General features: G+C 35.6%; 27 protein-coding genes and 1 pseudogene. 17 read left to right on the top strand and 11 right to left on the bottom strand.

The genetic code is table 11. The features are described 5' to 3' along the window. The first annotated feature begins 39 nt into the window (after window positions 1–39). From LNP23_RS07855 to LNP23_RS07845, 3 genes are read left to right on the top strand one after another with little or no spacing between them, the layout of a single operon-like run. Window positions 40–417, top strand: coding sequence for a GxxExxY protein (locus tag LNP23_RS07855; protein WP_230004499.1), 378 nt, complete (start codon window positions 40–42; stop codon window positions 415–417). Between the two features lie 40 nt (window positions 418–457). Continuing rightward, the gene (gene thiH / locus LNP23_RS07850; protein ID WP_230004498.1) at window positions 458–1,579 is read left to right on the top strand and encodes a 2-iminoacetate synthase ThiH; all 1,122 of its coding nucleotides are present in this window, start codon (window positions 458–460) and stop codon (window positions 1,577–1,579) included. A 27-nt stretch (window positions 1,580–1,606) separates the two neighbouring features. Continuing rightward, a complete protein-coding gene (locus LNP23_RS07845; protein ID WP_230004497.1) occupies window positions 1,607–2,317 on the top strand; it encodes a HesA/MoeB/ThiF family protein in 711 nt (236 codons plus the stop codon). Here LNP23_RS07845 and aat read toward each other — a convergent pair. The 3 genes from aat to LNP23_RS07830 all read right to left on the bottom strand — a co-directional run bounded on the left by aat (window position 2,301) and on the right by LNP23_RS07830 (window position 4,884). After that, entirely contained in the window at window positions 2,301–2,945 is a 645-nt protein-coding gene (aat, locus tag LNP23_RS07840; RefSeq protein ID WP_230004496.1) for a leucyl/phenylalanyl-tRNA--protein transferase, read from the bottom strand. The two genes, LNP23_RS07845 and aat, sit on opposite strands and share 17 nt — an antisense overlap. A gap of 661 nt (window positions 2,946–3,606) precedes the next feature. After that, a complete protein-coding gene (locus LNP23_RS07835; protein ID WP_047773029.1) occupies window positions 3,607–3,978 on the bottom strand; it encodes a DUF3127 domain-containing protein in 372 nt (123 codons plus the stop codon). Between the two features lie 30 nt (window positions 3,979–4,008). Then, window positions 4,009–4,884, bottom strand: a complete 876-nt coding sequence (locus LNP23_RS07830) for a flavin reductase family protein (RefSeq protein ID WP_047773028.1) — start codon at window positions 4,882–4,884, stop codon at window positions 4,009–4,011. A gap of 160 nt (window positions 4,885–5,044) precedes the next feature. Here LNP23_RS07830 and LNP23_RS07825 point away from each other — a divergent pair, with 160 nt between their 5' ends. After that, on the top strand, window positions 5,045–6,196 hold the full coding sequence (locus tag LNP23_RS07825) for a sensor histidine kinase (RefSeq protein WP_047773026.1): 1,152 nt from the start codon (window positions 5,045–5,047) through the stop codon (window positions 6,194–6,196). Window positions 6,197–6,236: 40 nt separating this feature from the next. On the opposite strand, the gene LNP23_RS07820 is transcribed toward LNP23_RS07825, so the two are convergent. Together LNP23_RS07820 and greA are read right to left on the bottom strand one after the other, a co-directional pair. Next, window positions 6,237–6,623, bottom strand: coding sequence for an HIT family protein (locus tag LNP23_RS07820; RefSeq protein WP_047773024.1), 387 nt, complete (start codon window positions 6,621–6,623; stop codon window positions 6,237–6,239). Between the two features lie 66 nt (window positions 6,624–6,689). Further along, window positions 6,690–7,166, bottom strand: coding sequence for a transcription elongation factor GreA (greA, locus tag LNP23_RS07815; RefSeq protein WP_029271926.1), 477 nt, complete (start codon window positions 7,164–7,166; stop codon window positions 6,690–6,692). 155 nt (window positions 7,167–7,321) lie between these two features. Between greA and LNP23_RS07810 the strand changes: the two genes are divergently transcribed. Further along, window positions 7,322–7,738: a Rieske (2Fe-2S) protein gene (locus LNP23_RS07810; RefSeq protein WP_047773023.1), complete on the top strand. Its 417-nt coding sequence runs from the start codon at window positions 7,322–7,324 to the stop codon at window positions 7,736–7,738. A 56-nt stretch (window positions 7,739–7,794) separates the two neighbouring features. Here the strand turns inward: LNP23_RS07810 and LNP23_RS07805 are convergent, their stop codons facing one another. The 5 genes from LNP23_RS07805 to LNP23_RS07785 all read right to left on the bottom strand — a co-directional run bounded on the left by LNP23_RS07805 (window position 7,795) and on the right by LNP23_RS07785 (window position 14,193). Beyond that, window positions 7,795–10,044, bottom strand: a complete 2,250-nt coding sequence (locus LNP23_RS07805) for a TonB-dependent receptor (protein ID WP_230004495.1) — start codon at window positions 10,042–10,044, stop codon at window positions 7,795–7,797. Between the two features lie 281 nt (window positions 10,045–10,325). Beyond that, complete coding sequence (arfB, locus tag LNP23_RS07800) at window positions 10,326–10,730, bottom strand: alternative ribosome rescue aminoacyl-tRNA hydrolase ArfB (protein WP_230004494.1); 405 nt, start codon at window positions 10,728–10,730, stop codon at window positions 10,326–10,328. Further along, on the bottom strand, window positions 10,730–12,844 hold the full coding sequence (locus tag LNP23_RS07795; RefSeq protein WP_230004493.1) for a DUF4301 family protein: 2,115 nt from the start codon (window positions 12,842–12,844) through the stop codon (window positions 10,730–10,732). The genes arfB and LNP23_RS07795 overlap by 1 nt, the downstream gene beginning before the upstream one ends. After that, window positions 12,805–13,428: a nicotinamide riboside transporter PnuC gene (pnuC, locus tag LNP23_RS07790; RefSeq protein ID WP_230004492.1), complete on the bottom strand. Its 624-nt coding sequence runs from the start codon at window positions 13,426–13,428 to the stop codon at window positions 12,805–12,807. The genes LNP23_RS07795 and pnuC overlap by 40 nt, the downstream gene beginning before the upstream one ends. A 36-nt stretch (window positions 13,429–13,464) precedes the next feature. Beyond that, on the bottom strand, window positions 13,465–14,193 hold the full coding sequence (locus LNP23_RS07785) for a phosphoglycerol geranylgeranyltransferase (protein ID WP_230004491.1): 729 nt from the start codon (window positions 14,191–14,193) through the stop codon (window positions 13,465–13,467). Between the two features lie 94 nt (window positions 14,194–14,287). Between LNP23_RS07785 and LNP23_RS07780 the strand changes: the two are divergent. From LNP23_RS07780 to LNP23_RS07770, 3 genes and pseudogenes are all read left to right on the top strand, one after another. Further along, window positions 14,288–14,885: pseudogene (locus LNP23_RS07780) on the top strand (Crp/Fnr family transcriptional regulator). 80 nt (window positions 14,886–14,965) lie between these two features. Next, window positions 14,966–15,253, top strand: a complete 288-nt coding sequence (locus LNP23_RS07775) for a hypothetical protein (protein WP_047773013.1) — start codon at window positions 14,966–14,968, stop codon at window positions 15,251–15,253. Beyond that, the gene (locus tag LNP23_RS07770; protein ID WP_230004490.1) at window positions 15,250–15,669 is read left to right on the top strand and encodes a group III truncated hemoglobin; all 420 of its coding nucleotides are present in this window, start codon (window positions 15,250–15,252) and stop codon (window positions 15,667–15,669) included. Before LNP23_RS07775 ends, LNP23_RS07770 begins: the two co-directional genes overlap by 4 nt. Here LNP23_RS07770 and LNP23_RS07765 read toward each other — a convergent pair. Continuing rightward, complete coding sequence (locus LNP23_RS07765) at window positions 15,651–16,301, bottom strand: 4'-phosphopantetheinyl transferase family protein (RefSeq protein ID WP_047773009.1); 651 nt, start codon at window positions 16,299–16,301, stop codon at window positions 15,651–15,653. The two genes, LNP23_RS07770 and LNP23_RS07765, sit on opposite strands and share 19 nt — an antisense overlap. A gap of 345 nt (window positions 16,302–16,646) precedes the next feature. Here LNP23_RS07765 and ahcY point away from each other — a divergent pair, with 345 nt between their 5' ends. The 9 genes from ahcY to LNP23_RS07720 all read left to right on the top strand — a co-directional run bounded on the left by ahcY (window position 16,647) and on the right by LNP23_RS07720 (window position 24,653). Beyond that, window positions 16,647–17,963, top strand: coding sequence for an adenosylhomocysteinase (ahcY, locus tag LNP23_RS07760; protein ID WP_047773007.1), 1,317 nt, complete (start codon window positions 16,647–16,649; stop codon window positions 17,961–17,963). Between the two features lie 181 nt (window positions 17,964–18,144). Next, on the top strand, window positions 18,145–18,429 hold the full coding sequence (locus tag LNP23_RS07755; protein WP_230004489.1) for a hypothetical protein: 285 nt from the start codon (window positions 18,145–18,147) through the stop codon (window positions 18,427–18,429). A gap of 211 nt (window positions 18,430–18,640) precedes the next feature. Then, entirely contained in the window at window positions 18,641–20,959 is a 2,319-nt protein-coding gene (locus tag LNP23_RS07750; RefSeq protein WP_230004488.1) for a patatin-like phospholipase family protein, read from the top strand. Window positions 20,960–21,036: 77 nt separating this feature from the next. After that, window positions 21,037–21,369, top strand: a complete 333-nt coding sequence (locus LNP23_RS07745; RefSeq protein ID WP_230004487.1) for a DMT family transporter — start codon at window positions 21,037–21,039, stop codon at window positions 21,367–21,369. Window positions 21,370–21,421: 52 nt separating this feature from the next. Further along, on the top strand, window positions 21,422–21,886 hold the full coding sequence (locus tag LNP23_RS07740) for a GNAT family N-acetyltransferase (RefSeq protein WP_230004486.1): 465 nt from the start codon (window positions 21,422–21,424) through the stop codon (window positions 21,884–21,886). A 168-nt stretch (window positions 21,887–22,054) separates the two neighbouring features. Continuing rightward, window positions 22,055–22,921 carry a methylated-DNA--[protein]-cysteine S-methyltransferase gene (locus LNP23_RS07735; RefSeq protein ID WP_230004485.1) on the top strand — a complete coding sequence of 289 codons (867 nt, stop codon included), beginning with the start codon at window positions 22,055–22,057 and terminating at the stop codon, window positions 22,919–22,921. 78 nt (window positions 22,922–22,999) lie between these two features. Further along, window positions 23,000–23,713: a 2OG-Fe(II) oxygenase gene (locus LNP23_RS07730; protein ID WP_230004484.1), complete on the top strand. Its 714-nt coding sequence runs from the start codon at window positions 23,000–23,002 to the stop codon at window positions 23,711–23,713. A gap of 99 nt (window positions 23,714–23,812) precedes the next feature. Beyond that, entirely contained in the window at window positions 23,813–24,058 is a 246-nt protein-coding gene (locus tag LNP23_RS07725) for an Ada metal-binding domain-containing protein (protein WP_230004483.1), read from the top strand. Continuing rightward, entirely contained in the window at window positions 24,045–24,653 is a 609-nt protein-coding gene (locus tag LNP23_RS07720) for an alpha-ketoglutarate-dependent dioxygenase AlkB family protein (RefSeq protein ID WP_230004482.1), read from the top strand. Before LNP23_RS07725 ends, LNP23_RS07720 begins: the two co-directional genes overlap by 14 nt. The last annotated feature ends 185 nt before the right edge of the window (window positions 24,654–24,838 follow it).

Below are 24,838 nucleotides of genomic sequence, written 5' to 3'. Positions count from 1 at the left end.
ATTCTTAATTTCATGTTTTAATAATTTAAACTTAGGAAGATGTTAGAAAATGAAATTTCATATAGAATAAGAGGATCCATTTTTAAAGTATACAACACATTAGGACCAGGGTTGTTAGAATCAATCTACGAAAGTGCTTTATTTTATCAATTGAAAAAAGATGGATTAAAGGTCGTAAAACAAATAGACCTCCCCGTTAAATATGATAGTATTCATTTAGATATTTTATTTCGACTTGATTTGCTGGTTGAAGACAAAGTAATTGTAGAACTAAAATCTGTAGAAGAATTGAAAGCAATTCACTTCAAACAATTAGCTACATATCTAAAGTTAACCAACAAAAAACTCGGTTTACTAGTCAATTTTAATTGCATGAACATTCTAGATAATATTAACAGGGTAGTAAACAAAATCTAATCTGCCCAATCTGCAAAATCTGCGAGCAAAAAACAATAAAATGAAAACATTTAAATCGGTATTTAAAAACTACGATTGGGATACCATTCAATCCAGGATATACCAAACTTCAACTCGTGAAGTCGAACAAGCATTGGCCAAAACCAAACGCAATCTGGACGATTTTCTGGCGTTGATCTCACCCGCCGCATTGCCTTATTTGGAGACCATGGCACAGCAATGTCATGAGCTCACCAAAAAACGTTTTGGGAAAACGATTCAGATGTATGCACCCTTGTATTTAAGTAACGAATGTCAAAATATTTGTACCTATTGCGGTTTTAGTTTAGACAACAAAATCAAACGAAAAACACTCTCAGACGCAGAAATTAAACTTGAAGTAGAAGCTCTAAAAAAAACCGGTTTTGATCATGTTTTACTAGTTACCGGCGAAGCCAATTATACGGTGAATATTAACTATTTTCTAAATGCCATCACCCAGATCAAAGAGCAATTTTCGATCATTTCAGCAGAAGTACAGCCACTTTCTACCGAAGAATACGAACGTTTACATGACGCAGGCGTTTACTCGATTTTAGTTTATCAGGAAACCTATCATCAGGAAGTTTATAAAAAATACCATACTAAAGGTAAAAAGTCAAATTTCGATTTCAGATTAGAGACTCCGGACAGAGTTGGAACGGCAGGAATTCATAAAATAGGATTAGGTGTACTATTAGGTTTGGAAGACTGGCGAACCGATAGTTTCTTTAATGCCTTACACATCGATTATCTTCAGAAAAAATACTGGCAGACAAAATACTCGGTTTCCTTCCCGAGATTGCGTCCTGCGGAAGGAATTATTGAACCTAATTTTATAATGGATGACAAAGACCTGACACAGCTGATCTGCGCTTACCGTTTATGGAATGAGGATCTTGAAATCTCTATTTCAACGCGTGAAAATGAGAAATTCAGAAACAACATCATTCCGATTGGGACAACGAGCATGAGTGCCGGCTCTAAAACCAATCCGGGTGGTTACGTTGTTGATCCGCAATCTCTGGAGCAATTTGAAATCAGTGACGAAAGATCCGCAGAAGAAATAGCTCAAGTCATAAAAAAATCCGGCTATGAACCGGTCTGGAAAGACTGGGACAGAACATTTAGTCAGACGGTCTAAATACATTTTACATTTCACACAAAAATAATGAGCATCATACAAGAATTTCTACGCTATAACAGACAAACTATACTTCCTGAAATCGGCGATGAAGGTCAGGAGAAAATCAAAAACGCAAAAGTATTGGTGATCGGTGCGGGTGGTTTAGGCTGTCCAATTTTACAATATATAGCTACCGCAGGCGTGGGAACAATTGGCATTGTCGATTTTGACACCATCGAGATACACAATTTGCATCGTCAGATTTTGTATACCGAAGATCAGGTTGGACAGGGTAAAGCCCTAACCGCTAAAAAGAAACTTGAGCAATTAAATCCCCTAATTACTGTTGTTGCTTTTGAAGAAAAACTTACTGCCGAAAATGCCATTTCACTCCTCTCCGATTTTGACATTATTGTGGATGGCTCCGATAATTTCACTACCCGTTATTTGGTCAACGATACTTGTGTAAGCTTAGGAAAAACATTGGTTTATGGCAGTATTTTAAAATTTGAAGGACAGCTTGCCGTATTTAACCATATGGGGAGTAAAAACTTACGCGATTTATTCCCCGAAATGCCTGACCCAAAAGAAGTTCCAAATTGCAACCTGAATGGAGTTTTAGGAACATTACCTGGAATTATCGGCACTAAGATGGCCCACGAAACTTTAAAATTAATAATAGGACTACCTACATTAAAAAACGAATTGGTACTCTTTGATACCCTTAACTGGAACTTTACTAAACTGAAGTTTTGAGCAATATTTCCATAAACTCTTCCCTATCAATTTCCCTACAGCCTAAACTTTCTAAATGCGAATTATAAACCTGACAATCGAGAAGTTTGTAATTCGCTCTTTTTAAATATTCAACCAAAGCAATAAAAGCTACTTTGGATGCATTTGACACTTTTGAAAACATACTTTCTCCACAAAAAACATGGTCTAAATCAATTCCGTACAAACCACCTACCAAAACCTCATCCTGCCAAACCTCAACAGATTTTGCAATTCCCATTTCGTTTAACTTACAATAGGCATCAATCATTTCATTTGAAATCCAGGTTCCATTTTGACCGTCCCGTTTTATTTTCTGGCAGTTTGAGATAACGTCTTTAAAATTTTTATTAACGGTAACTTTAAACTGATTTCTGTTCAAAATATTCCGCATACTTTTAGACACTATCAGTTCATCGAGAAACAAAACCATTCGAGGATCGGGTGACCACCAAATAATAGGTTCTCCTTCGTTAAACCAAGGAAAAATTCCACTTTTATAGGCCAATTGCAGGCGTTCCGGGCTTAAATCTCCTCCTATAGCGAGAATTCCTTCTTCGTCGGCTTCTGAAACTGGCGGGAAAAATAAATCTTTAGACATGTAGTACATCTTTTTTTTTATAACTAAATATAATACTGAAATTCCAATACTGAAATTCCAAATTCCAAACTTTGGCGATTTTGTTCCTTTCTGCGAAAGGCGAATTTTATTCCTTCTAAAATGCTAATTTAAATATTGGAAATGCTCTTCTTATGTCATTTCGAGCGAAGTCGAGAAATCACACAAGAAACTCCGTACAGTTTGTCATCCTGAGGGACGAAGGATCTAAGTTTGCTGAATCGACACTGTTGAGCTTCACTTTACGGATTATCTTGTGAGGATACTTCGTTCCTCAGTATGACAAAATTGCTGATAATAGAAACGGAGCAGCTGGTGTGATTTCTCGACTTCGCTCGAAATGACACCAGTTACTCCGTACAGTTTGTCATCCTGAGGAACGAAGGATCTACGTTTACTGAATCGACACTGTTGAGCTTCACTTTACGGAATTACTTGTGAGGATACTTCGTTCCTCAGTATGACAAAATTGCGAAAAATAGAAACGGAGCACCTTGTGTGATTTCTCATACTTCGAAATGACAAAAAAAGGCAATTAATCTAGCTATCAATACAAAAAACAAATTCCAAATTCCAATTGTACGAACGAATTGGAATTTGGAATTTTTCCCGACAACAATCGGGATTGGAATTTAACCTTTTGGATTAACTCTTAGAAAGGTAAATCGTCCGGTTCGTTTTCGTTTATGCTTGTAGCCGGAGCAAAAGTTTCCGCGCTAGGCATTGGTGGTGCTTGTGAAGGTGCTTCGTTACCTACTCTTTCGATTCTCCAACCTTGAATACTATTGAAATATTTAGCTTCTCCTTGTGGATTAACCCATTCTCTTCCTCTTAAATTGATAGAAACTTTTACTGCCTCTCCTTGCTTATAGCTACTTAACAAATCGCATTTATCTTGCGTAAATTCGATTAAAATATGTTGTGGATATTGCTCATCAGTAGTAACAACTAATTCTCTTTTTTTAAATGAGGCACTAACTTGTTGCTCCGGGTTAACCACTTTTACTTTTCCTGTAACTTCCATCTTCGTTTATATTAATTATTGTTTCTTTTCTTATTTCTTAGCCAAAAGCACTTTCCAGGCAGATGTTATATCATCTTCATTTAGGTATTTTTTAGCTTCTAAATGTACTTTTTCCACATCATCAGAGCTTAAAACTCCTTTCACAGAAAAGTTTTCTTTTACAAATATACTAACTTCTTCTGTTGTGGGCAAGGTTTCTATATTTCCGAGTTTGCCCAGATCATTTCCGTCAAAAACATTGCTTTCTTTGATAAAATCCGGAATCATATCTACTCCAATCCCTAGAGTTGTTAGCGGTTTTGGCACTTCAAAAAGTCCTTGGTTTGATCTTGAATACCAATTACTTCCCAATCTTGAAACCAAGTCAATTTTATGTTGATCGATTGCTCCGTTTTCGTCCAAAATAGCTTCGTGGATATGAATTTTCACTACTTCACACAGGATTAGATTTCCTGCTCCACCTTCAGTTCCTAATGGGATAATCTGCGTGACTTTGCACTCAAATTGCACCGGAGATTCTTTTACACGATATGGTTTTACTAAATCTGACGGAATTTGTGTCAATCCGGCCTTTATAAATTCATTTACACCTTCTCCATATTCTGTACTGGAAAGCGAAGTTTGTTGCACCAAATCATAATTCACCACATTGATTACCACCTCACGAGTTGCTTCGGCATTGATTAAAGTATGTTTAATCGTATTGTCGCGCACGCGTCTTGAGGGTGAAAAAACCAAAATTGGCGGATTGGCACTAAACACATTAAAGAAACTAAACGGCGACAGATTCGGAATTCCTTTTTCGCTAATAGTACTTGCAAAGGCAATAGGTCTCGGCCCAACGGCACTCTGCAAATAGCCGTGCAATTTTGCTGTTGGAATCTCTTTTGGGTTAATGGTAATCATAATTTTTTGGTTTTAACCGAATCTCTTTTCCGGCGAGTACAAAAGTATAGAAATCGTTTCTGCCAAAGAAATACTTTAGACTTAAAAACAAAAAAACTTTTGAGCACCACAAAATTTAACTGTGTTTATTTCGTTATATTTATACCACAAAAATTAAAATATGTTTTTTTCTGAAAGAAGAAATACTACCCGTTGGGTTATTATCAGCATCTCCTTTTTAATCATTTCTCTGATTCTCTGGAACACTTATACTTTTTTTCAAATTTTTAAAAATGAGGAAAGGATAAAAATGAAACTATTAGCCAATGCTCAGATTGCATTGATTAATGCGGATGAAAATACGGATCTCGAACTTCCGCTTCAGATTTCCAGTAACAATAATTCTATTCCCGTCATTCTTACGATGTATGACAAAATTCTGACTACAAGAAATGTTCCTGAAACAGTCTTGCAGGACGAGAAAAAATCAATGGCTTTTCTGAATGGTTTAAAAAATGAAAATGAGCCTATTGTCTTTGAATATGCTCCGGGAAAATATCAAAAACTATATTATGGTAATTCGTCTTTACTAAATAAGCTTAAATATTATCCGATTGCTTTATTGCTAATTATCTTTCTTTTTGGCGCTCTGATTTATAATTTTTACAGAAGTACCAAAATGGCCATTCAAAATAAATTATGGGCAGGGATGGCTAAAGAAACGGCACATCAGATTGGTACCCCTTTATCTTCTTTAATTGGCTGGGTTGAAATCTTAAAAACAGAAGAAATAGACCAATCGATCACATCAGAAATCGAGAAAGATGTGGAACGTCTCCAAACCATTACAGATCGTTTTTCAAAAATTGGATCCGTTCCTGTTTTAGAAGTTCACGATATTGTGACAGAGACTTTAAACAGTTACGAATATTTACAATCTCGTTTCTCTAAACAGGTTGCTTTTTCGCATCAGGTTCCAAAAGAGCCTATTTTGGTCTCCATAAACCCGATTCTGCACAGTTGGACTATCGAAAATCTGGTAAAAAATGCCATTGACGCCATGAAAGGAAAAGGAACTTTAGAGCTTCAAATTGAGCAGGACGCCCATCATGTAAAAATAAATGTAAAAGATTCCGGAACAGGAATTCAGAAAAAACAATACAAAACCATCTTCGAACCCGGTTATACGACTAAAAAACGCGGCTGGGGATTGGGACTTTCGCTAACGAAAAGAATCGTAGAAGAATATCACAATGGTAAAATAAAAGTTTTACACTCCGAATTAGGAAAAGGAACTACTTTTCAGATTCAATTAAATAAAAAAGTGCAGTAAAATCTAATTTAACTGCACTTTGAACTATTTTTAAGGCTTATTATAAATTCGCCTGAATACTTTTAGCTAAAGCTTCAAATTCTTCTTTAGAAAGCGATACTTTGTTTTGAAAACGCATCTCATCCATTTCATTCAAAGGAATTAAATGTACATGGGCATGCGGAACTTCTAAACCTACAACAGCGATACCGACTCTTTTGCACGGAACTGTTTTTTCTAAAGCAATCGCAATTTTCTTAGAGAACTTCATTAACCCTAAATACAATTCGTCTTCCATCTCAAAAATCTTGTCGATTTCCTGTTTTGGAATACAAAGCGTATGCCCTTTGGCGTTTGGATTTACATCTAAAAAAGCCAAATAATTATCGTCTTCAGCAATTTTATAAGCCGGAATTTCTCCGTTAACTATTTTGGTAAATATTGACATCGTTTAATTGTTTGTATGGTAAATCGTTTAACCGATTGCACGATTAAACCTTTAAACTTAAAAAAATTAGTCTCTTGAGATTTCAAGAATCTCAAATTTCAAAACACCATTAGGCACTGTGATTTCAGCAACTTCTCCAACCGATTTTCCAAGTAAACCTTTTCCAATAGGAGATGTTACTGAAATTTTTCCGGTTTTAAGATCTGCTTCACTTTCTGCAACTAATGTATATTTCATTTCCATTCCGTTGCTTTGATTCTTGATTTTAACATTTGAAAGCACCAATGCTTTAGAAACATCTAATTGTGATTCATCTATTAATCTGGCGTTCGAATATACTTCTTCTAATTTGGCAATTCTCATTTCCAACAGTCCTTGTGCCTCCTTAGCGGCATCATATTCTGCGTTTTCAGATAAATCTCCTTTGTCTCTTGCTTCTGCTATATCCTGAGATGCCTTTGGACGCATTACACTTTTTAAGTGCTCCAATTCATCTTTTAGTTTTTTTAATCCTTCTGCTGTATAATAAGATACTTTACTCATAACTTCGTCGTTTATATAAATACAAAAAATCCCATCGGGACGGGATTTCTTATTACAAATATACTATTATTTTTTATAGTACATAATTATATGTTAATCATATGGAATTCAAATCTAAATAATTTATTTTTGTTTCACTAATTCAACTTTAAATAATGAAAAAAATCTGGCTATTAACCCTCTTTGTTTCTGTACTTTTTTCTTGTAGCGACAGCGGTAAGAGCAACAAAAACCCGAATCTGCCGAATTATTCTGTTAATGCGTACCTGGACACTAATCTGCCTTTATACAGCAATCTGAAATTTATCAGCAATCCTGTATTTGTTCCCAATTTCGGTGCACAAGGATTAATCGTAATAAAAACGGGCGAAGGAACTTACAATGCTTTTGATGCCGCTTGTCCTAACGAAGCCGCAAATGCTTGTGCTCCCTTGAAAATTGACGGATTAAATGCCGTTTGCTCCTGTGATAAAAGCGCTTACAATCTTTTCTCGGGACTTGGCAACAAAGAATACCCCTTAAAACAATATCGGGCTCAGTTAACCGGAACTGTACTTCATATATACAATTAAAATAAAAAAGCCTGAAAATGTAAAACTTTCAGGCTTTTTTGTTTTTGAATATCTTATTAAAATTTCAACGTTAATCCTACTAAGCAATTAATTCCTGCCTGAGGATAATAACCCGATACATCAAAAGTCCTAACAGCAGAAGTAACAGGGTCTTTTATATCATACGTGTAAAAGAAACCATTACTCTCATACTTTAAATCAAAAATATTATTGACTAATGCTGATAACATAATTGATTTAAAAACTTTTTTAGGTTTAATTTCATAAGAAACATTCAAATCATTTACGAAATAACTATCTAGTTTTGAAACATCCGAATCAATATTTCCCATAAATTGCTCTCCTACAAATTTAGAAAGCAATGAAATTTGCAAGTCTTTAATTGGTATAAAAGTCAAACGATTACCTGCAATTACTTCAGGAGAAAAAGCGATATTGGTTGCACCCAGATTCTGTAAAGCTCCATCTCTGGTAAAATGATAATCCTTGTTTTTGTTTTGACTCAACGTAATATTAGGTTGAATATACCATTGTTCCGACAACTTAAGCGTTGCATCAACCTCAATACCTGCTCGGTAACTATCGCCGCTGTTGGCACGCAAAGGAGCACCTACATCATTTAACTGACCGGTTAAAACAAGTTGGTCTTTATATCCCATAAAATAGAAATTGGTATTCAATTGAACGTTATCTGAATTAAATCTCCAACCCAACTCAAAGTCATTCAATTTCTCCGGTTTTACATTTCCACCTTCATAATCGCTTCTATTTGGCTCACGATTCGCTCTGGCGTATGAAAAGTATAAAATATTCTTATTGTTGATTTCAAAATTCAAACCCGCTTTTGGATTAAAAAAATTAAAATGATCATCAACCAAACCTGTTTCGGCACTATTCGCTTTATAAGTCACTTTTCTGTATTGCAAATCACCATAGAAACTCAATTTATCCGTCAATTGATAATTGGCTTTCGCAAAAATATTTCCGTCCGTTTTTGTCGAAAAATCATCATAGTAACGGTCTCCTAATTCTGTTTGTCCGGCATTTCTTGCCCAGATTACTTTTCCGTAATGACTTCCCTCGTACTTATTCCAACCACCACCAAAGATGACATCCAGTTTTTCGTCTATATACTTTACAGAAAAAGTGGTTCCGTAGAAATCATTATCCAACCATTTCTGACGAATTAAATCTGTTCCGGGAACTAAATCTCCATTATCATTTTCAACCATTTTAGTCGGCAGTATTCCTCCGTAACCCTCAACAGGCTCATCATCTTTATAATTTTCAAAATAACCAAGACCTTTGGTATAATGAAAAGCTAAATTAGTACTCCATTTATCTGAAATCGATTCACTCCAATGCAATTGATAGTGGTCTTGTTTGTAATTGTCCGTTTCATTATCATAAAAACGAGTATTTCCAGCTTCGTCCTCGAACTTTCCGGCAGGATTATAGGTACGATCTTCAATTAATCTTTTTGCGTCAATTCCCTCCCATGATTGATACGTCTTTTCTGTTCCTCCAAAAACTAAGGCTTTGATTAAAGTAGTTTTACCAACATAAGTACCCTGTAAAAAATAAGACTTCAAATCAGAACTTGCTCTGTCTACATATCCGTCAGATTTTAAGGCCGACAAACGTCCGGCGATTTCAAAATGGTCATTAAGAAGCCCGGTACTGAATTTTACGGTATGCTTACGGGAATTAAAACTTCCAAAGGAATTTGAAATTTCTCCATTGGCTTTTGAAGCATATTTATCTGTCAACATATTTAAGCTGGCACCAAAAGCTCCCGAACCATTCGTCGAAGTTCCAACACCGCGCTGCAATTGCAAACTCTCAACCGACGAAGCAAAATCGGGCATATTTACCCAAAATGTTCCCTGACTTTCGGCATCATTGTACGGAATTCCGTTGATCGTAACGTTAACTCTTGTAGCATCACTACCACGTACTCTGATTCCGGTATATCCCATACCATTTCCTGCATCAGAAGTGGTCACGACAGAAGGCAAATAATTCATAAGAATTGGAATGTCTTGGCCCAGGTTTCTAAATTGGATTTCCTTTTTACTCATATTACTAAAAGATACCGGTGTTTTTGTGGTCACACGAACGGCCGAAACCAATACATCGTCAAGCTGATTGACTTTGGTCGAATCTTGTTGTTGCGAAAAAGAAGTCAGAGAAGTAAATAAAGAAAATAAAACAAGGAAAAATGACTTGTAGTGGGTCATTTTAAAAAACTTTGAACTGCTGCTACTTTGAACCTTTGCAGCTGAAATACTTAAAATAGTTTTCATCCGTAAAAAAATTACGAATAAAAGGGGGAATTATTCTTTTGTTAAATTAATAAAATTGTTTCACGACAAAATAGAGTTTATATGCTAAAATTTGTCGTTTTTCCCTTAGCGACATTACTCGCTCAGGTTCTTTGGGTATGATCTCAGCTCGTTATTTAGAGCACCCCTTTGAGACGGGGCAAAGGTAGGACTAAAAAGTTAAAATACAATCTTGAAAAATTAAATTCCAAAACTGAAATTCCAAATTCCAAAACTGAAAATTTAAATACCAAATTCCAAACTTAATCTAAATTTGGTTTTCGGCGGGATTGTTTTATTTCTGAGATGTTCTTTTTGTCTTTGATTCTTTTTTTGATAACGGCTTTTGGAATTTTAGTCGCCTTTCTGACTTTAGGAACGAATAATCCTTTTTTAATGATTTCAAAAAAACGTTTCACAACTAGGTCTTTGTTCTTAATCTGACTTCGGTCTTCATCACAGTTTAAGATCAGCATCCCTTCTGATGTTAAACGAGAAGCCAGATTGGTCTTTAAAAGCATTTTTTCTTCTTCGGATAAAGAATCGGATGCATTTAAATCAAAAGTCAAAACTACCTTTGAAGATACTTTATTTACATTTTGTCCACCGGCGCCACTACTTCTAACGGCTTTAAAATTTAATTCTGATTGTATTTTTTCGGGATTCATTACTGTGGTTGATGTGCTGGTTTCAATAAATCATTTACGGTCTTTACAGGATTAAAAGTTATTAAGGGTACTGCAACAAAAATAGTCAGCCAATTTGCCATTGCACCATTCCATAAACCCGGTAACTCATAACTTTTTACAGCTTTTCCATCAACACTTTTTTCTACTATAAAACCGGCTTTTGAGTCTACAAATTCACCCAGATTGAATTTTTCGTTTTTATAATTCTTTATTCCACAAACCAAATCAACCGGATTAAAGTGTGTTGCCTCAGCTAAGATTTCAAGTTGTTTTTTATTGGTTAAATCGACTTGAGATGCTTCAACTATCTGAAGAGAAATCTTCCCTTTACTGTTCATAACCCAAAATGGCCCTCCTCCGGGTTCCCCTTCATTTTTAACCATCCCGCAAACCCTGATGGGTCTGTTTAGCAAACTTTCAATTTTAATGATTTTATTTTCAAAAGTAAATTTATCAAAATCTTTAGTCATCTGAATGTTGAGCTTTTGAGTTAGAAAAACAACCATCTCCTCAAGCTCGTTTTCTTTTATTTTCTGACTTTCAATCACCTCTAAATAACCAAAAACTTTCTGCTGAATTTCAATTAAAACCCCCGCCAAAGCCTTTTTATATAAGGTAATTTTATCAATATGGTTTTGAATTACGTTATCTATATTTTTTATAAAGATAATATCGGCATCCAATTCATTTAAATTTTCAATCAAAGCTCCATGCCCACCGGGTCTGAAAACCAGTGCGCCTTTACTGTCCCTGACGATCTTGTTTTTAACATCAACCGTAATAGAATCTGTACTTTTGTTTTGATAACTGTAACCAATTTTAATTTGAACTCCTGACGCCTTTTCTACTTTTTCCTTAACCGAAGCAACCGCTTTTTCAAACTGGTTTTGATGAGCTTCCGAAACTGTAAAATGTAAATTTGAAACTTGATTTGCCGTCGCGTAGTGTAAACATTCGTTTAAATGTTCTTCTATCGGATTGGCAATATGGGTGGTATACTGGTGAAAGGGCAAAACTGCTTTTGGTTTGTTTGCAAAATCAAAATAATCACTTGACAGTAATAGTTTTATAAAATAATAGTTTTTGTAATCTCTGTCTAAAGTTTCAAAATCCGGATAAATTTCCCGTAATTTTTTATCTAAAGCTTCAAAAAACGGAAACTTGTCCATTGCTACAATAAAAATAGACAGATTGCTGTCCTTTTTTCTATTTATGTAAGCATTTATAGTTTCAGTTTGTATATCAAAATCATTCAGAAAAGCGGTCAAAAATTTGAACATTCTGCTAGCAGCTCCTGAAGCCGGAACAAATTTCTTTAATTTCAGCGCTGCTTTTTGAAGGTCAAAAAAATTGGCTTTCTCCTCAAAATCCCTTTCCGTAAGACTTAAAATCCCTTTGTTTACTGTTGCGGGACTTATTAAATTACTCTTTGCAATTCCGTTTTTGAAAATTTTCAGTTGTTTTAAAATCTTCTCAAAAGGAATTCCGTGCTCGTAAATCTCCACAAAATCAGCAGATGAAAAACCTTTTTCTTTAGCAATTGTCAGATTATCAATGATGGCTGTAGCTTTTGCTAAACGACTTTCTTTATCCCCTGAAAGCGTAATAAATGGTTTTTTAGCATCAATTAAGGTTTGTTTAAAAACAGAAAACACAGGTTCTCTTCCCTCGGGAGTATCTCTCAAATCGTCTTTTTCCCACGGAACATCAATGTCCGTCAGGAAAAACAAATCGTAATCGTGCTCTAGTGCAGCTTCATTTAAAAGGGCATCACAAAAGCCATAATACATCTCAGAAAAAACTTTAGTAACCATCAGATTTGTATCGCAAAACAAATATTTTTTAGCCACAGAAAGCTTTTGATTCTCTAGCGCTACCTGTCCGTAAGCAATAGGCATCATATCCTCAGCTACGCAAATATGCTGATTCTCTTCCCATTTTTCCTGCAAATAATCACGTGCAAACTCAGGAACCCACTCTGTTTCATAATACTGAGCAAGTTGTTTTGCCAAGGTTGTTTTTCCTGTACTTTCAGGACCAAACAAAGCAATCTTTATGATAGTTGTTTTTTGCTGTCTAAGATTTTTCTCCATTCTAAATAAGCTGAAATAGCTAAAATTGTAAAAATTAAATATTGAAGTGATAACATCCCTAAACCACGATAAGCGTAAAGAGGCACTACAATAATATCACCTATAATCCAAAGTGTCCAGTTTTCGATTTTTTTTCGGGCCATGTACCACATTCCTGAAAAAAATATCCCCGATGAGATCATATCGACATAATTGTCATTTTTGATTTCGTAATCGAAATATTTATAAATTCCGAAAACTACAAAAACAGTTACAAAAAACAATATAACTCCGATTATTTTTTCATTAAAATTAGTTCGTGTAATGGGTAGATTATCCTCAACAGTTCCTCCTTTTGCCCAAACGTACCAGCCATAAATACTCATCACAGAAAAATAACCGTTAATGATCATATCGCCGATATAACCTGCAATATATAAAAGGTAAACAGAAATTACGGTTGCGATTAAACCTGTCGGATAGACCCAAATATTTTCTTTCTTGGCAAACCAAACGCTCAAAATTCCACACACAAAAACTAAAAACTCCAAAGCAATATGCCATTGCGGAACATTTTTATAACTCTCAAGAAAAAAATCAATCATTTTAGCAGGTTGTTTCCGGTTGTTACTTTTTACATTTTAGGCTTCAAAAAAGTGACTGTTATTCTCAAAAGCAGTTCCAATCACTACTAAATCTGCACCTGCGGTATACGCCTTTTGAATTCCTTGCAAATCTACAATTCCTCCGCCAACAATTACCGGAATTTCAACATTTTGAGCAACTAACGTTATCATTTCTAACGGAACAGCTTCTTTTGCTCCGCTTCCTGCTTCCAAATAAACTAATTTATTTCCTAACATTTCCCCAGCCTGTGCCGTTGCCAAAACTAAGTCTAAATCTTGACGATCCAAAGGTTGTGTTTTACTGACTCTTGCTACGGCAGTTTCATTACCACTTTCTATTAAAATATAGCCTGTTGAAATAACCTCAAGATTTGTCTTTTTCAGAATTGGTGCTGCCTGAACCTGATACTCGATGAGATAATCCGCATTTCGTCCCGATAATAATGACAAAAACAAAATAGCATCGGCCTGAGAAGAAATCTGAGACGGATCACCCGGAAATATAACAACGGGCAAGTTTATTTTTTGTTTTAACGCTGTCATTAATTCTTCCAAAATAGTTGCCTGAACAATACTGCCTCCAACAAAAATATGGGTTGCAGGAGATTGTTTAATTTTAAGTAAAAGGTGGTCCAAATTTTCCCAGACAATTTTATCGGGATCCAAAAGAACGGCAAGCAATTTTTGCCCATCAATCTTGGCCTGAATAATTTGTTCGTAGATATTGGCTATTTTTTGTTTCATAATCGGGAGTAAAAGTAAAAGTTTTTTAATCCTGAAGAACTATTTTGAATAAATTATATTTGTGTAATCGCTTTTGACACAAAAGAAACAACTTATGATTGCTAATAGTCTTTTAGAAAAATATGGTGCCGTAAAGAAATTCTACGAAAAAACTGCTACTGTTTTTGAAGAAGGAAAACTACCCACACACTATTATCAAATTGTTTCAGGTGAAATAAAAATGAACAATTACAATGATGATGGACGCGAATTTATTCAGGGTATCTTTTACAAAGACCAGTCTTTTGGCGAACCTCCTTTATTTCTAAATCAAAACTATCCGGCAAGCGCTGTTGCCGTTGCCGATACGGAAATCCTTTGTGTTCCTAAATCCGATTTCATGAAACTCTTGGAAGACAATCCATCCATCAGCCTTAAAATAATCGAGAATTTAGCACAGCGTTTGTATTACAAATCTGTTATGGCGGCAGAAATGTCAACTCAGGAACCCGAGCATCGAATTCTGAAACTATATAGATCACGGAATTGCTTATTTTAATTTTAAAAAAGATACCAATGGGTACTGTATCAATTTCACGAGACAACAGATTGGTGACTTAACGGGACTGCGTGTTGAAACCGTCATCAGAACGATTAAAACTTTAGAAAAAAAGGGACTTTTAAAGATCATTAACAGAAAAGTATACCGCTAAAAAAGTTCTTATTTTATGATTAAAGTCATAAAACCATGGTGTATAGTAGCCGTAAATTTGTTACTATAAAATTATACATCATGACACTTTATAACACAACATTCGAAAATTTTAACAAAAGTTACTTTGGTTCTGCTTCTATGGCAATAATTGGACAAAGCTGTCTTGGAGCAACCGCAGCCATGTTTGTTCTTGCAAACGGGACTTCTGTAACACAAATGATCCAACTGGCAATTATTGTATTTATCAATATATTTGCCAATACTTCTATCTTGGCTCAGATGAGTCACAAAACTGTTTTTAATTTAATTATTACTAGTGTATTCTTTAGCATCTTATTTATAATTATCAACAACATTATAGTATGAGAAAACAAATAGAAAACAGAGCTGATATAGCGATCCTGGTTCATACCTTCTACACTAAAATAAGGGCTGATGCTGAAATTGGTTTTTATTTTAATACGATGATCAAAGACTGGGATGCACATCTGGAGAAGTTGACGGATTTTTGGGAAACAAATCTATTTGCTGTTAAAAAATACAAAGGAAATCCCCATGCCGTACACAATGAAGTTGACACTTACTTTGACGGTAAGATCACTTCAAATGAATTTGGAATCTGGCTCAATTACTGGTTTCAGACTTTAGAAGAACTTTTTGAAGGCGAAAATGCAGAGACCCTGAAAAGACGCGCCAGAAAAATGGGAACGTTTCTTTTTATGAGCATGTTTGAACACCGGAAGAAATTGGCTGAGAATACGATCTACTGCTCAAAAGCATAAACGAGTGTGAATTTTTGTTCTGAAACCTCCGATTGGATCTCTTTATAATGTACCTCGAAATCTTTTATTAAATCATCAAAATGAAGACTGGCTTGTGTTTGGTTTTCTTTTAAAGAGAAAGAATTAACCCGAATATGATCTTTGAAACTGATCCCTTTTTCGTTTCTGATTTTAAAGATCGCTTCTTTTGCTCCCCAGATTACCGTTAGCTTTTTAATATATTTCAGTGTTGAATCGGGTTTTAAATAACTGCATTCATAATCTGTAAATTTATCTGCAATGCGAAGGATTTTTTCGCGTTGCAGTTCCATATCAATCCCCACCGTTTCTTCGCTGATAATGATGGCAGCGAAGTTGTGCGAATGTGTGATCGAGATATAATTCTGACAATAAAAATAAGGCTTTCCAAATTCATCATAATGTAAATCATGATCGGTAAAACCCATTTCCTGAATTAACATACGAACACTCAAAAAAGCACGTTGATGCATTTGAGATTTCATTCCGTTCAACCTCAACTGTGTTTTTTCTTTTAACACGACTTTATCCAGCAGCTCCTCTAAAGATTCTGTTATTTCCCAAATTAAAATTTTGGTCGTTTCGTTGTGCTGTATGGTCTGAAATAAGGGCATTTTTTTTATTATGGATTATAATTTATAAATGTACGTGTTGCAATATTTTGAAATCACAGGATAAAAATTCATCAAATCTGTTAAAAAATCAAAAGTTTTTATAACCCTCCCGATAAGAACAACATCTTTCTGAGACATCCCAATACGTTATCGGGAGCAACAAAAGATACAATAGACAGCAGGATTAGCTTCTTACTTTGATGATGCTTAACAGGTCAACCAAATATTTATCTAAGGCACAAAAGATTAAGCAATTAAACATTTCACAAATCTTACAGAAATTAGTAAAAATTTAAAGTTATTCCGTAAATTTGCCAAAAATTTACAATTACAAATATACTATAAATGAGTACTACAACTACGCCTTTTGTGGCTTTCAAAGTAAAAGACATTTCTCTAGCGGCTTGGGGAAGAAAAGAAATTGAACTGGCTGAAGCTGAAATGCCAGGTTTAATGGCGCTTCGTGCTGAATATAAAGACGAACAACCTCTTAAAGGTGCGCGTATTGCAGGATGTCTGCACATGACCATCCAAACTGCAGTTTTGATCGAGACTTTAATTGCTCTTGGTGCTGAAGTTACTTGGAGTTCTTGTAACATTTTCTCTACTCAGGATCAGGCTGCTGCTGCTATTGCTGCTGCCGGAATTCAAGTTTACGCTTGGAAAGGTCTTGACGAAGAGTCTTTTGACTGGTGTATTGAGCAAACTTTATTCTTTGGTGAAGACAGACAACCATTAAACATGATCTTAGATGATGGTGGAGATTTAACTAACATGGTTATTGACCGTTTCCCGGAATTGGTTCCTGGAATCAAAGGTTTATCTGAAGAGACTACAACTGGTGTTCACAGACTTTACGAAAGAGTAAAAGCCGGAACTTTACCAATGCCAGCTATCAACATTAATGACTCTGTTACTAAATCTAAATTTGATAACAAATACGGATGTAAAGAATCTGCTGTAGATGCTGTACGTCGTGCTACTGACTTAATGTTAGCTGGAAAAAGAGTTATCGTTTGTGGATACGGTGATGTTGGAAAAGGAACTGCTGCTTCTTTCAGAGGTGCAGGATCTATTGTAACAGTTACTGAAATTGACCCAATTTGTGCTTTACAAGCTGCAATGGACGGTTATGAAGTTAAAAAATTAAACACTGTAATTGCTAATGCTGATATCATCATTACTACTACAGGAAATAAAGATATCGTTCTTGGAAGTCATTTCGAGCAAATGAAAGACAAAACTGTTGTTTGTAACATCGGACACTTTGATAACGAAATTGACATGGCTTGGTTGAACAAAAACCACGGTGCTTCTAAAATCGAAATCAAACCACAAGTTGACAAATATACGATCGCAGGAAAAGATATCATCATCCTTGCTGAAGGTCGTTTAGTTAACCTTGGTTGTGCTACAGGTCACCCAAGTTTTGTAATGAGTAACTCATTCACAAACCAAACTTTGGCACAAATCGAATTATGGAAAAATAGTGCTGCTTACAACAATGACGTTTATATGTTACCAAAACATTTAGATGAAAAAGTAGCTGCCTTACACTTAGCTAAATTAGGAGTTGAATTGGAAGTTTTACGTGACGATCAAGCTGCTTATATCGGTGTTGAAGTTCAAGGTCCATTCAAACCGGAATACTACAGATACTAGATAATTTTAGATTTCTGAATTTAGATTTTAGATTTCTTTAAAAAATTGAATATTTAGAAACCCTTGCAGTAATGTGAGGGTTTTCTTTTTCTAATCAGTAAGTAATTGCTGATTATATTTATATATTAGCTAAGAAACTGTCGGGAAATAAATTTTGTTAAACCGATAACCTTCAAAAAATATGATTGAAAAAGTTTTATGTGAACAACATGGTTCACAGGATATGTCTTTTACCTGTATTCACATTGCAATGGCAATAGACAAAAAAAGAAAAGTTGGTTTTTTCTATTCAGAAGCAGAGGAAGATCTTCCTCAAATTGCTTGGTGCGGAGCATGCGAACAATGGTTACTGGATAATGGAGAAGAATGGAACGACGCATTTGAAGCTCAAGCCGATTTTAAAATGTTATGCGCAAATTGTTATGATGAAGCCAAAGAAATTCAGTTTGGCCCTGATATAGCTTAATCAAAAAGTAATTTTACAGTCCCCTCAGCAGGTAAATTGCCCTACTAAGATTTTAGACCCATAAAAACATTCCGGTTCCTAACCTGTTTAAAACATCTAAAAAAACAACTCTTTTTAACATTCACTCAAAAAATTGTACTTTTATAAATAACTACTTATTTTTAAGAACCGAAATAAGTCTCTATTTGTCAGTGACATAAATACTATAACCTTGAAAAAAACATCTTATTTATTTGTCTTCATATTGTTACTAACGCTTCCGCACGTTATTTTTTCTCAGGAGAAGAAACCTAAAGTCGTATTAGTGTTAAGTGGTGGTGGCGCAAAAGGAATTGCACATATTCCGCTTTTGCAAAAACTCGATTCTTTGCACATTGTTCCCGATCTGATTGTCGGAAATAGTATGGGAAGCATCATCGGAGGCTTGTATGCGATGGGATATTCGGGAGATAGTATTGAAAAAATCACCAAAAATATTTATTGGGATAAATTACTTGGTGGAGGTCAGTCCTTAAGAACCGCAAGTGCAGAAGAAAAAAGAGAATTTCAGAGGTATTTAGTTGGAATAGGAATCAAAGAGGGAAAACTAAACAGGGTTGGCTCACTCTTAAACGATCAAAATTTACGAGAATACCTTTCCGAGTTGACCTTTCCTGTTTATAATGTCAAAAATTTCGACAGTTTACCGATTCCCTTTAGAGCCATGGCTACTGATTTGGTCGAAGGAAAAGAAGTCATCTTAAGCAAAGGCAGTTTAGCCTATGCTATGAGAGCCAGTATGTCTTTGCCGGCTATCTTTAAGCCAATGGTTTACGAAAAAACAGTATTAGTTGATGGAGGGGTTTTGAATAATTTTCCAACAGACGTTGCGAAACAAATGGGTGCCGACATCATTATTGGCAGCGATGTAGGGGGAGGAATGCAACCCATTGACAAATTAAATAGTCTTGTGACTATATTGATGCAAACCAGTATGTTTCCAAGTAATATTAAAAATCCGGCAAATAGAGCCCTCTGTACGATCTTAGTTGATCATCCGCCAAACTTACGTTTTTCTACCGCTGATTTTGGAAAAAGTAACGAAATCTACAAAGATGGAAAAATTGCAACCGAACAAAACCTACCTGCTTTAATTGCTCTTGCAGATCAATTAAAAGGATATCCACAACGCATTCACGAGCTGCCGAAAATGCCCCGGGAATTTATTCTTGACACCATTGTTTATAAAAAAATAAGTGCCGAAAACCTTCCTTTAGTGATGGCCCGAGCAAACCTCAAAACACATGTAAAATATACCACCGAAGATTTAATGGCAGGGGTCAACAGAGCCATGGGTACCAATCTTTTTGACGAAATAACGTATCACTACTTCATAAAAAATAAAGACAAACTGGGAATTACAATAATTGGATTTGAACGTGCCAAGAACCAAATCAACATGTCATTACATTATGACACTTATAGAGGTGTCGGGCTTATTTTTAATTACACCGCCAGAAATGTCATTGCCGAATCATCACGCCTTCTTGTAACATTAGATATTGCCGAGCAACCCAAAGCGAGAGTCAATTTTCAGAAAAATTTTGGAAAAAACAAAGACTGGTGGTGGGCAACTGAACTTTATACCTCGTTTTTAAACCAGGAAATTTTTATAGATGGAAAATCCGCAGACAATGTGCTTTTTAATACTTTCGAGTTTAAAAATGAAGCCAATAAAAATTTAAATTCTCTTAAAAGTTACGTCGGTTTTGGTTTAAATTACCAGTACGTACTATTAAAACCAAAATACAATACCGACTATAATCCTAGTATAACGTCTATTGATAATTACAATTTTAATACGATAGAGTTAAACATGCATTATTCTTACAATGACATGGACAAAGTTTTTTTTGCAAACAACGGCACTATAATAAAAGCCAATCTAAGCAGATCGCTACTTTCAGATATCGATGTTTCCTTCAGCGACTCAAACATAACAGCTGTTTCCGGTCCAACAAATGCGTACACCAGATTTGGATTGGGGTTTGAAAAAAGAATATTTTTAACAAAAAGAATAACAGGGATAATAGGGCTTGATGCAAATTTTACATTCCTGGACAAACTTAAAAACAATCAAGAATCCTTTACTGATTTAGGTTATGCCGTAAAGTATTTTTTAGGAGGTGTCACCCCTTCTTCCGGCAGTAATCGTTTTTGCTTTCCGGGACTCCATGAAGACGAAGTCAATCTTACGCAATTTATAGGAATGAATCTTGGTGCTCAAGTAAACCTAATGGGAAAAATATACCTAACCCCTCACTTTAATGTTGCCACTATTGGTTTTGAAGATTTTAACAATTACATCGATAAAGCCTTGACCCCAAAAGGAAATTGGGCTCTAAATGAGGAACCTAGTCTTGTCCTTTCCGGAGGAGCCACTATCTCCTACCAATCCATTTTAGGCCCTATTCATCTTGATACTTCGTGGATAAATAATATCGACAAAGTGAGGTTGTTTTTTAGTGTTGGCTTGTCACTCAATCCGTAAAATTTACAGATCCAACAATAAATCCGATAGATTCTAAAAACTGTCGGGTTTTCTTAACTTTGTAAAAAACAGGAATTATGAAAAACTTTTTATTTTTAGGCATTGCTATTATTTTCGAAATCATTGCAACTTCTGCGTTAAAAAAATCGGAAGAATTCAGCAAATTAATACCTAGTATCATTACGGTTATGGGGTATTGTGGTGCCTTTTATTTTTTGAGTTTTGCCATTAGAACTATCCCTATCGGAATTGCTTATGCCATCTGGTCCGGAGTTGGAATTGTTTTGATCACGATTATCGGAGCTGTTTTTTTCAAACAAATGCCAGATTTACCTGCGATTATTGGGTTACTGTTGATCCTTATCGGAGTCCTTGTAATTAATGTTTTTTCTAAAACTGTCGCACATTAATTAAAATTTTCACTGTGAAAAAACCGCAACAAAGTACGCTTAAATACCAGCCATGAATTTCAGAAAAGCAACGCTCCCGGACTTAAAAGAAATGCAGGAACTATTTGTTGCTACCATTAAATCTGTCTGTCAAAAAGAATATAACGAACAACAAATAGAGGTCTGGACTTCAGGAGTGAACAACACAGAGCGCTGGATTGAAGTTATTGAAAAACAATTTGTTTTATTAGCCCTTATCGAAAATAAAATAGTGGGCTACGGAACGCTGAAAAACGCCAATTATATAGATTTCTTTTACACTCACAAAGATTTCCAAAGACAAGGAATCGCTAATAACCTCTTAACCCGTTTAGAACTCGAAGCCAAAAAAAGAAGTTCAAAAACCATAACCTCCGATATCAGTATAACTGCAAAACCCTTTTTTGAAAAGAAAGGTTTTATAGTAAAAGCCAAACAAAAAAACATCAGATCAGGAGTTGAACTTATCAACTACAAGATGGAAAAGAACCTCGAGTAGAGAAAGTTTTGTTTCAGGTTTCAGGTTTCAAGTTACGCAAAACCTGAAACCTGAAACCTGAAACAAAACCAACAACCCGAGAAACCGAGAAGCCGAGAAAACTTGCGCAAGTTTCGGATTTTATAACCGCAAAACCCTGCCGATATTTGTATTATAAAATTGAACAAGATGAACACACAGGAAAACATCAATTATAATCGCATTGCAGAAGCAATAGACTATATCAAAACCAACTTTCGGGAGCAACCGAATCTTGATGTCGTTGCCGAAAAAGTACATTTAAGTCCGTTTCATTTTCAGCGTTTGTTTACCGAATGGGCAGGAACAAGTCCGAAGAAATTTTTACAATATATAAGTCTTGAACACGCCAAGAAAATCCTGAAAGAAGACAATCAGACTACTTTGTTTGATGCCGCTTATGAAACAGGTCTTTCAGGCACCAGTCGTTTGCACGATTTATTTGTAAACATCGAAGGAATGACGCCGGCAGAATACAAAAACGGCGGAAAAAATCTCTTTATAAACTACAGTTTTGCCGAAAGCCCGTTTGGGAATATCATGGTCGCTTCGACTCCAAAAGGGGTTTGTTTTATGGCTTTCGCCGAAAATGAAGCAATGGGTTTTGGAGATTTAAAACACAAATTCCCCAATGCCACCTTCTCTCGAAAACTAGATTTAGCACAGCAAAATGCTTTGTTTATTTTTCAAAATGATTGGAGCAAACTATCCGAAATAAAACTGCATTTAAAAGGTACCGACTTCCAGTTAAAAGTTTGGGAAACACTGCTAAAAATTCCAATGGGGCAACTTTCAACTTATGGTTCGATTGCAAAACAAATCGAAAAACCAAATGCTTCACGAGCTGTTGGAACTGCAATTGGTCATAATCCTGTAGCCTTTTTAATTCCTTGTCACCGCGTGATTCAATCTACAGGAACATTTGGTGGTTATATGTGGGGAAATACCCGAAAAACGGCCATTATTGGCTGGGAAGGTGTGCAAACCAATCCGGATCTTAACCAAAACACACCGTAGAGACGCACCGTAGAGACGCACTGCTGTGCGTCTCTACTACATATGCGTCTCTACGATGGACCATTTAAAACCATTACCATGAAAAATTTACAATCCAAAATTGCATCTCTTAACTGGGACAGCATCACCGAATCTATGCATGAAAGAGGCTTTGCTCTAATTCCAAAGCTTCTTGAAGACGAACAATGCGAAACTTTAAAAACCGCTTATTCCAACCCTGCTTTGTATCGCAAAACAGTTGTGATGGAGCGCTATCGGTTTGGTTTGGGCGAATACAAATATTTCAATTATCCGCTTCCGGAATTAATTCAAACGATTCGAACTTCTGTTTATCCAAAACTGGCTCCGATTGCAAATGCCTGGATGAAAGCACTGAATATCGATACCATATTCCCTAAAACACATGAAGAACTTTTAGAACAATGTCATCAAAACGAACAACTAAAAGCTACGGTTCTAATCTTAAAATATGGAAAAGGCGGACACAATACTTTACATCAGGATTTATATGGTGATGTCTATTTTCCGATTCAGACGGTGCTTTTCCTAAACGAACCCAACGAAGATTTTAAGGGAGGCGAATTTGTTCTCACACAACAAACGCCAAGAGCACAATCTAAAGCAATTGTTCTTCAACCCAGAAAAGGCGATATGCTTGTTTTTACAACCAATTTCCGTCCGATAAAGGGGACAAAAGGATATTATCGGGTAAATATGAAACATGGTGTAAGCGAGATTCATGAAGGGGAGCGACATACCTTGGGGATTATTTTTCATGATGCATTGTCATAAATTTAAAATTGTGGTCGTAGAGACGCATACGTGAAAACGCCATGTAGAGACGCACAGCAGTGCGTCTCTACGGACGTAATTAACCCAAAACACACAATCATGATACAACACCATAAAATTTCCGATCGTGATCTGCGGAATAAAATTAAAAATGGCGAAATTTGCTTTGGCGGCAACCAAAAACTAAAAATTTACGGAACGCTGAAATGTTCTTCCGGCAAACGAATGAAACGCGAAAATCGGGTTTTCTTCCTTTCCGAAAAAGAAGCCATACAAAAGGGTTTCAGACCTTGTGGACATTGCATGAAAACCGAATATCAAAAATGGAAAAATGGACTTATTTAATCCCGAAACAGACGAAAACACCAATTTATTACCTAAAGATGGCACTGTAAATTATTACGGCAAATTGTTTTTAAGAGAAAAAGCCAACTTCTATCGTGACAATCTCCTGGAAACCATCGAATGGAAAAATGATCAGGCCATTATCTTCGGAAAATTGATTTTAACCAAACGAAAAGTAGCCTGGTATGGCGATCAGGAATTTGAATACACCTACTCTAACACGACCAAAAAAGCCAAACCGTGGACCAAAGAATTACTGGAACTCAAAGCAGCAATTGAAGAAAAAACCGGCGAAACCTTTAATTCCTGCCTGTTGAATTTATATCATAACGGCGACGAAGGAATGGCCTGGCACAGTGATGCCGAAAAAGATCTGAAAAAAAATGGAGCAATCGCTTCTGTAAGTTTTGGCGCTGAACGCAAATTTGCTTTCAAACATAAAGAAACCAAAGAAGTTGTTTCTTTAATTCTCGAACATGGTAGTTTATTAGTGATGAAAGATACGACCCAAACAAATTGGTTGCATCGTTTACCGCCAACAAAAACAACGTCAAAACCCAGAGTGAATCTTACTTTCAGGACTATTGATTTGTAAATTATATCTATAGTACATTTAGAAAATAAGCCCATAAAAATTATTTCAATTACCGTTTATCACTGTTAAAATTAGCATTTCAATTGAAAATAATTTATCTAGATTTCAATAGCCGTTGGTTTTAATCAACGGTCACATATATTTCAATTAATAGGCTTTAGCCAAAATATTGCGCTCAAGATTTT

Source organism: Flavobacterium cupriresistens, from assembly GCF_020911925.1.
Taxonomy (GTDB): Bacteria; Bacteroidota; Bacteroidia; order Flavobacteriales; family Flavobacteriaceae; genus Flavobacterium; species Flavobacterium cupriresistens.
The sequence above is the reverse complement of the archived record's forward strand: the minus strand, read 5'-3'. Positions and strand labels throughout refer to the sequence as shown.

Excerpts from the sequence above, each read along its gene's own strand:
- LNP23_RS07855 (WP_230004499.1), top strand. The coding sequence starts at position 40 with ATGTTAGAAAATGAAATTTCATATAGAATAAGAGGATCCATTTTTAAA.
- thiH (WP_230004498.1), top strand. The coding sequence starts at position 458 with ATGAAAACATTTAAATCGGTATTTAAAAACTACGATTGGGATACCATT.
- LNP23_RS07845 (WP_230004497.1), top strand. The coding sequence starts at position 1,607 with ATGAGCATCATACAAGAATTTCTACGCTATAACAGACAAACTATACTT.
- aat (WP_230004496.1), bottom strand. The coding sequence starts at position 2,945 with ATGTACTACATGTCTAAAGATTTATTTTTCCCGCCAGTTTCAGAAGCC.
- LNP23_RS07835 (WP_047773029.1), bottom strand. The coding sequence starts at position 3,978 with ATGGAAGTTACAGGAAAAGTAAAAGTGGTTAACCCGGAGCAACAAGTT.
- LNP23_RS07830 (WP_047773028.1), bottom strand. The coding sequence starts at position 4,884 with ATGATTACCATTAACCCAAAAGAGATTCCAACAGCAAAATTGCACGGC.
- LNP23_RS07825 (WP_047773026.1), top strand. The coding sequence starts at position 5,045 with ATGTTTTTTTCTGAAAGAAGAAATACTACCCGTTGGGTTATTATCAGC.
- LNP23_RS07820 (WP_047773024.1), bottom strand. The coding sequence starts at position 6,623 with ATGTCAATATTTACCAAAATAGTTAACGGAGAAATTCCGGCTTATAAA.
- greA (WP_029271926.1), bottom strand. The coding sequence starts at position 7,166 with ATGAGTAAAGTATCTTATTATACAGCAGAAGGATTAAAAAAACTAAAA.
- LNP23_RS07810 (WP_047773023.1), top strand. The coding sequence starts at position 7,322 with ATGAAAAAAATCTGGCTATTAACCCTCTTTGTTTCTGTACTTTTTTCT.
- LNP23_RS07805 (WP_230004495.1), bottom strand. The coding sequence starts at position 10,044 with ATGAAAACTATTTTAAGTATTTCAGCTGCAAAGGTTCAAAGTAGCAGC.
- arfB (WP_230004494.1), bottom strand. The coding sequence starts at position 10,730 with ATGAATCCCGAAAAAATACAATCAGAATTAAATTTTAAAGCCGTTAGA.
- LNP23_RS07795 (WP_230004493.1), bottom strand. The coding sequence starts at position 12,844 with ATGGAGAAAAATCTTAGACAGCAAAAAACAACTATCATAAAGATTGCT.
- pnuC (WP_230004492.1), bottom strand. The coding sequence starts at position 13,428 with ATGATTGATTTTTTTCTTGAGAGTTATAAAAATGTTCCGCAATGGCAT.
- LNP23_RS07785 (WP_230004491.1), bottom strand. The coding sequence starts at position 14,193 with ATGAAACAAAAAATAGCCAATATCTACGAACAAATTATTCAGGCCAAG.
- LNP23_RS07775 (WP_047773013.1), top strand. The coding sequence starts at position 14,966 with ATGACACTTTATAACACAACATTCGAAAATTTTAACAAAAGTTACTTT.
- LNP23_RS07770 (WP_230004490.1), top strand. The coding sequence starts at position 15,250 with ATGAGAAAACAAATAGAAAACAGAGCTGATATAGCGATCCTGGTTCAT.
- LNP23_RS07765 (WP_047773009.1), bottom strand. The coding sequence starts at position 16,301 with ATGCCCTTATTTCAGACCATACAGCACAACGAAACGACCAAAATTTTA.
- ahcY (WP_047773007.1), top strand. The coding sequence starts at position 16,647 with ATGAGTACTACAACTACGCCTTTTGTGGCTTTCAAAGTAAAAGACATT.
- LNP23_RS07755 (WP_230004489.1), top strand. The coding sequence starts at position 18,145 with ATGATTGAAAAAGTTTTATGTGAACAACATGGTTCACAGGATATGTCT.
- LNP23_RS07745 (WP_230004487.1), top strand. The coding sequence starts at position 21,037 with ATGAAAAACTTTTTATTTTTAGGCATTGCTATTATTTTCGAAATCATT.
- LNP23_RS07740 (WP_230004486.1), top strand. The coding sequence starts at position 21,422 with ATGAATTTCAGAAAAGCAACGCTCCCGGACTTAAAAGAAATGCAGGAA.
- LNP23_RS07735 (WP_230004485.1), top strand. The coding sequence starts at position 22,055 with ATGAACACACAGGAAAACATCAATTATAATCGCATTGCAGAAGCAATA.
- LNP23_RS07730 (WP_230004484.1), top strand. The coding sequence starts at position 23,000 with ATGAAAAATTTACAATCCAAAATTGCATCTCTTAACTGGGACAGCATC.
- LNP23_RS07725 (WP_230004483.1), top strand. The coding sequence starts at position 23,813 with ATGATACAACACCATAAAATTTCCGATCGTGATCTGCGGAATAAAATT.
- LNP23_RS07720 (WP_230004482.1), top strand. The coding sequence starts at position 24,045 with ATGGACTTATTTAATCCCGAAACAGACGAAAACACCAATTTATTACCT.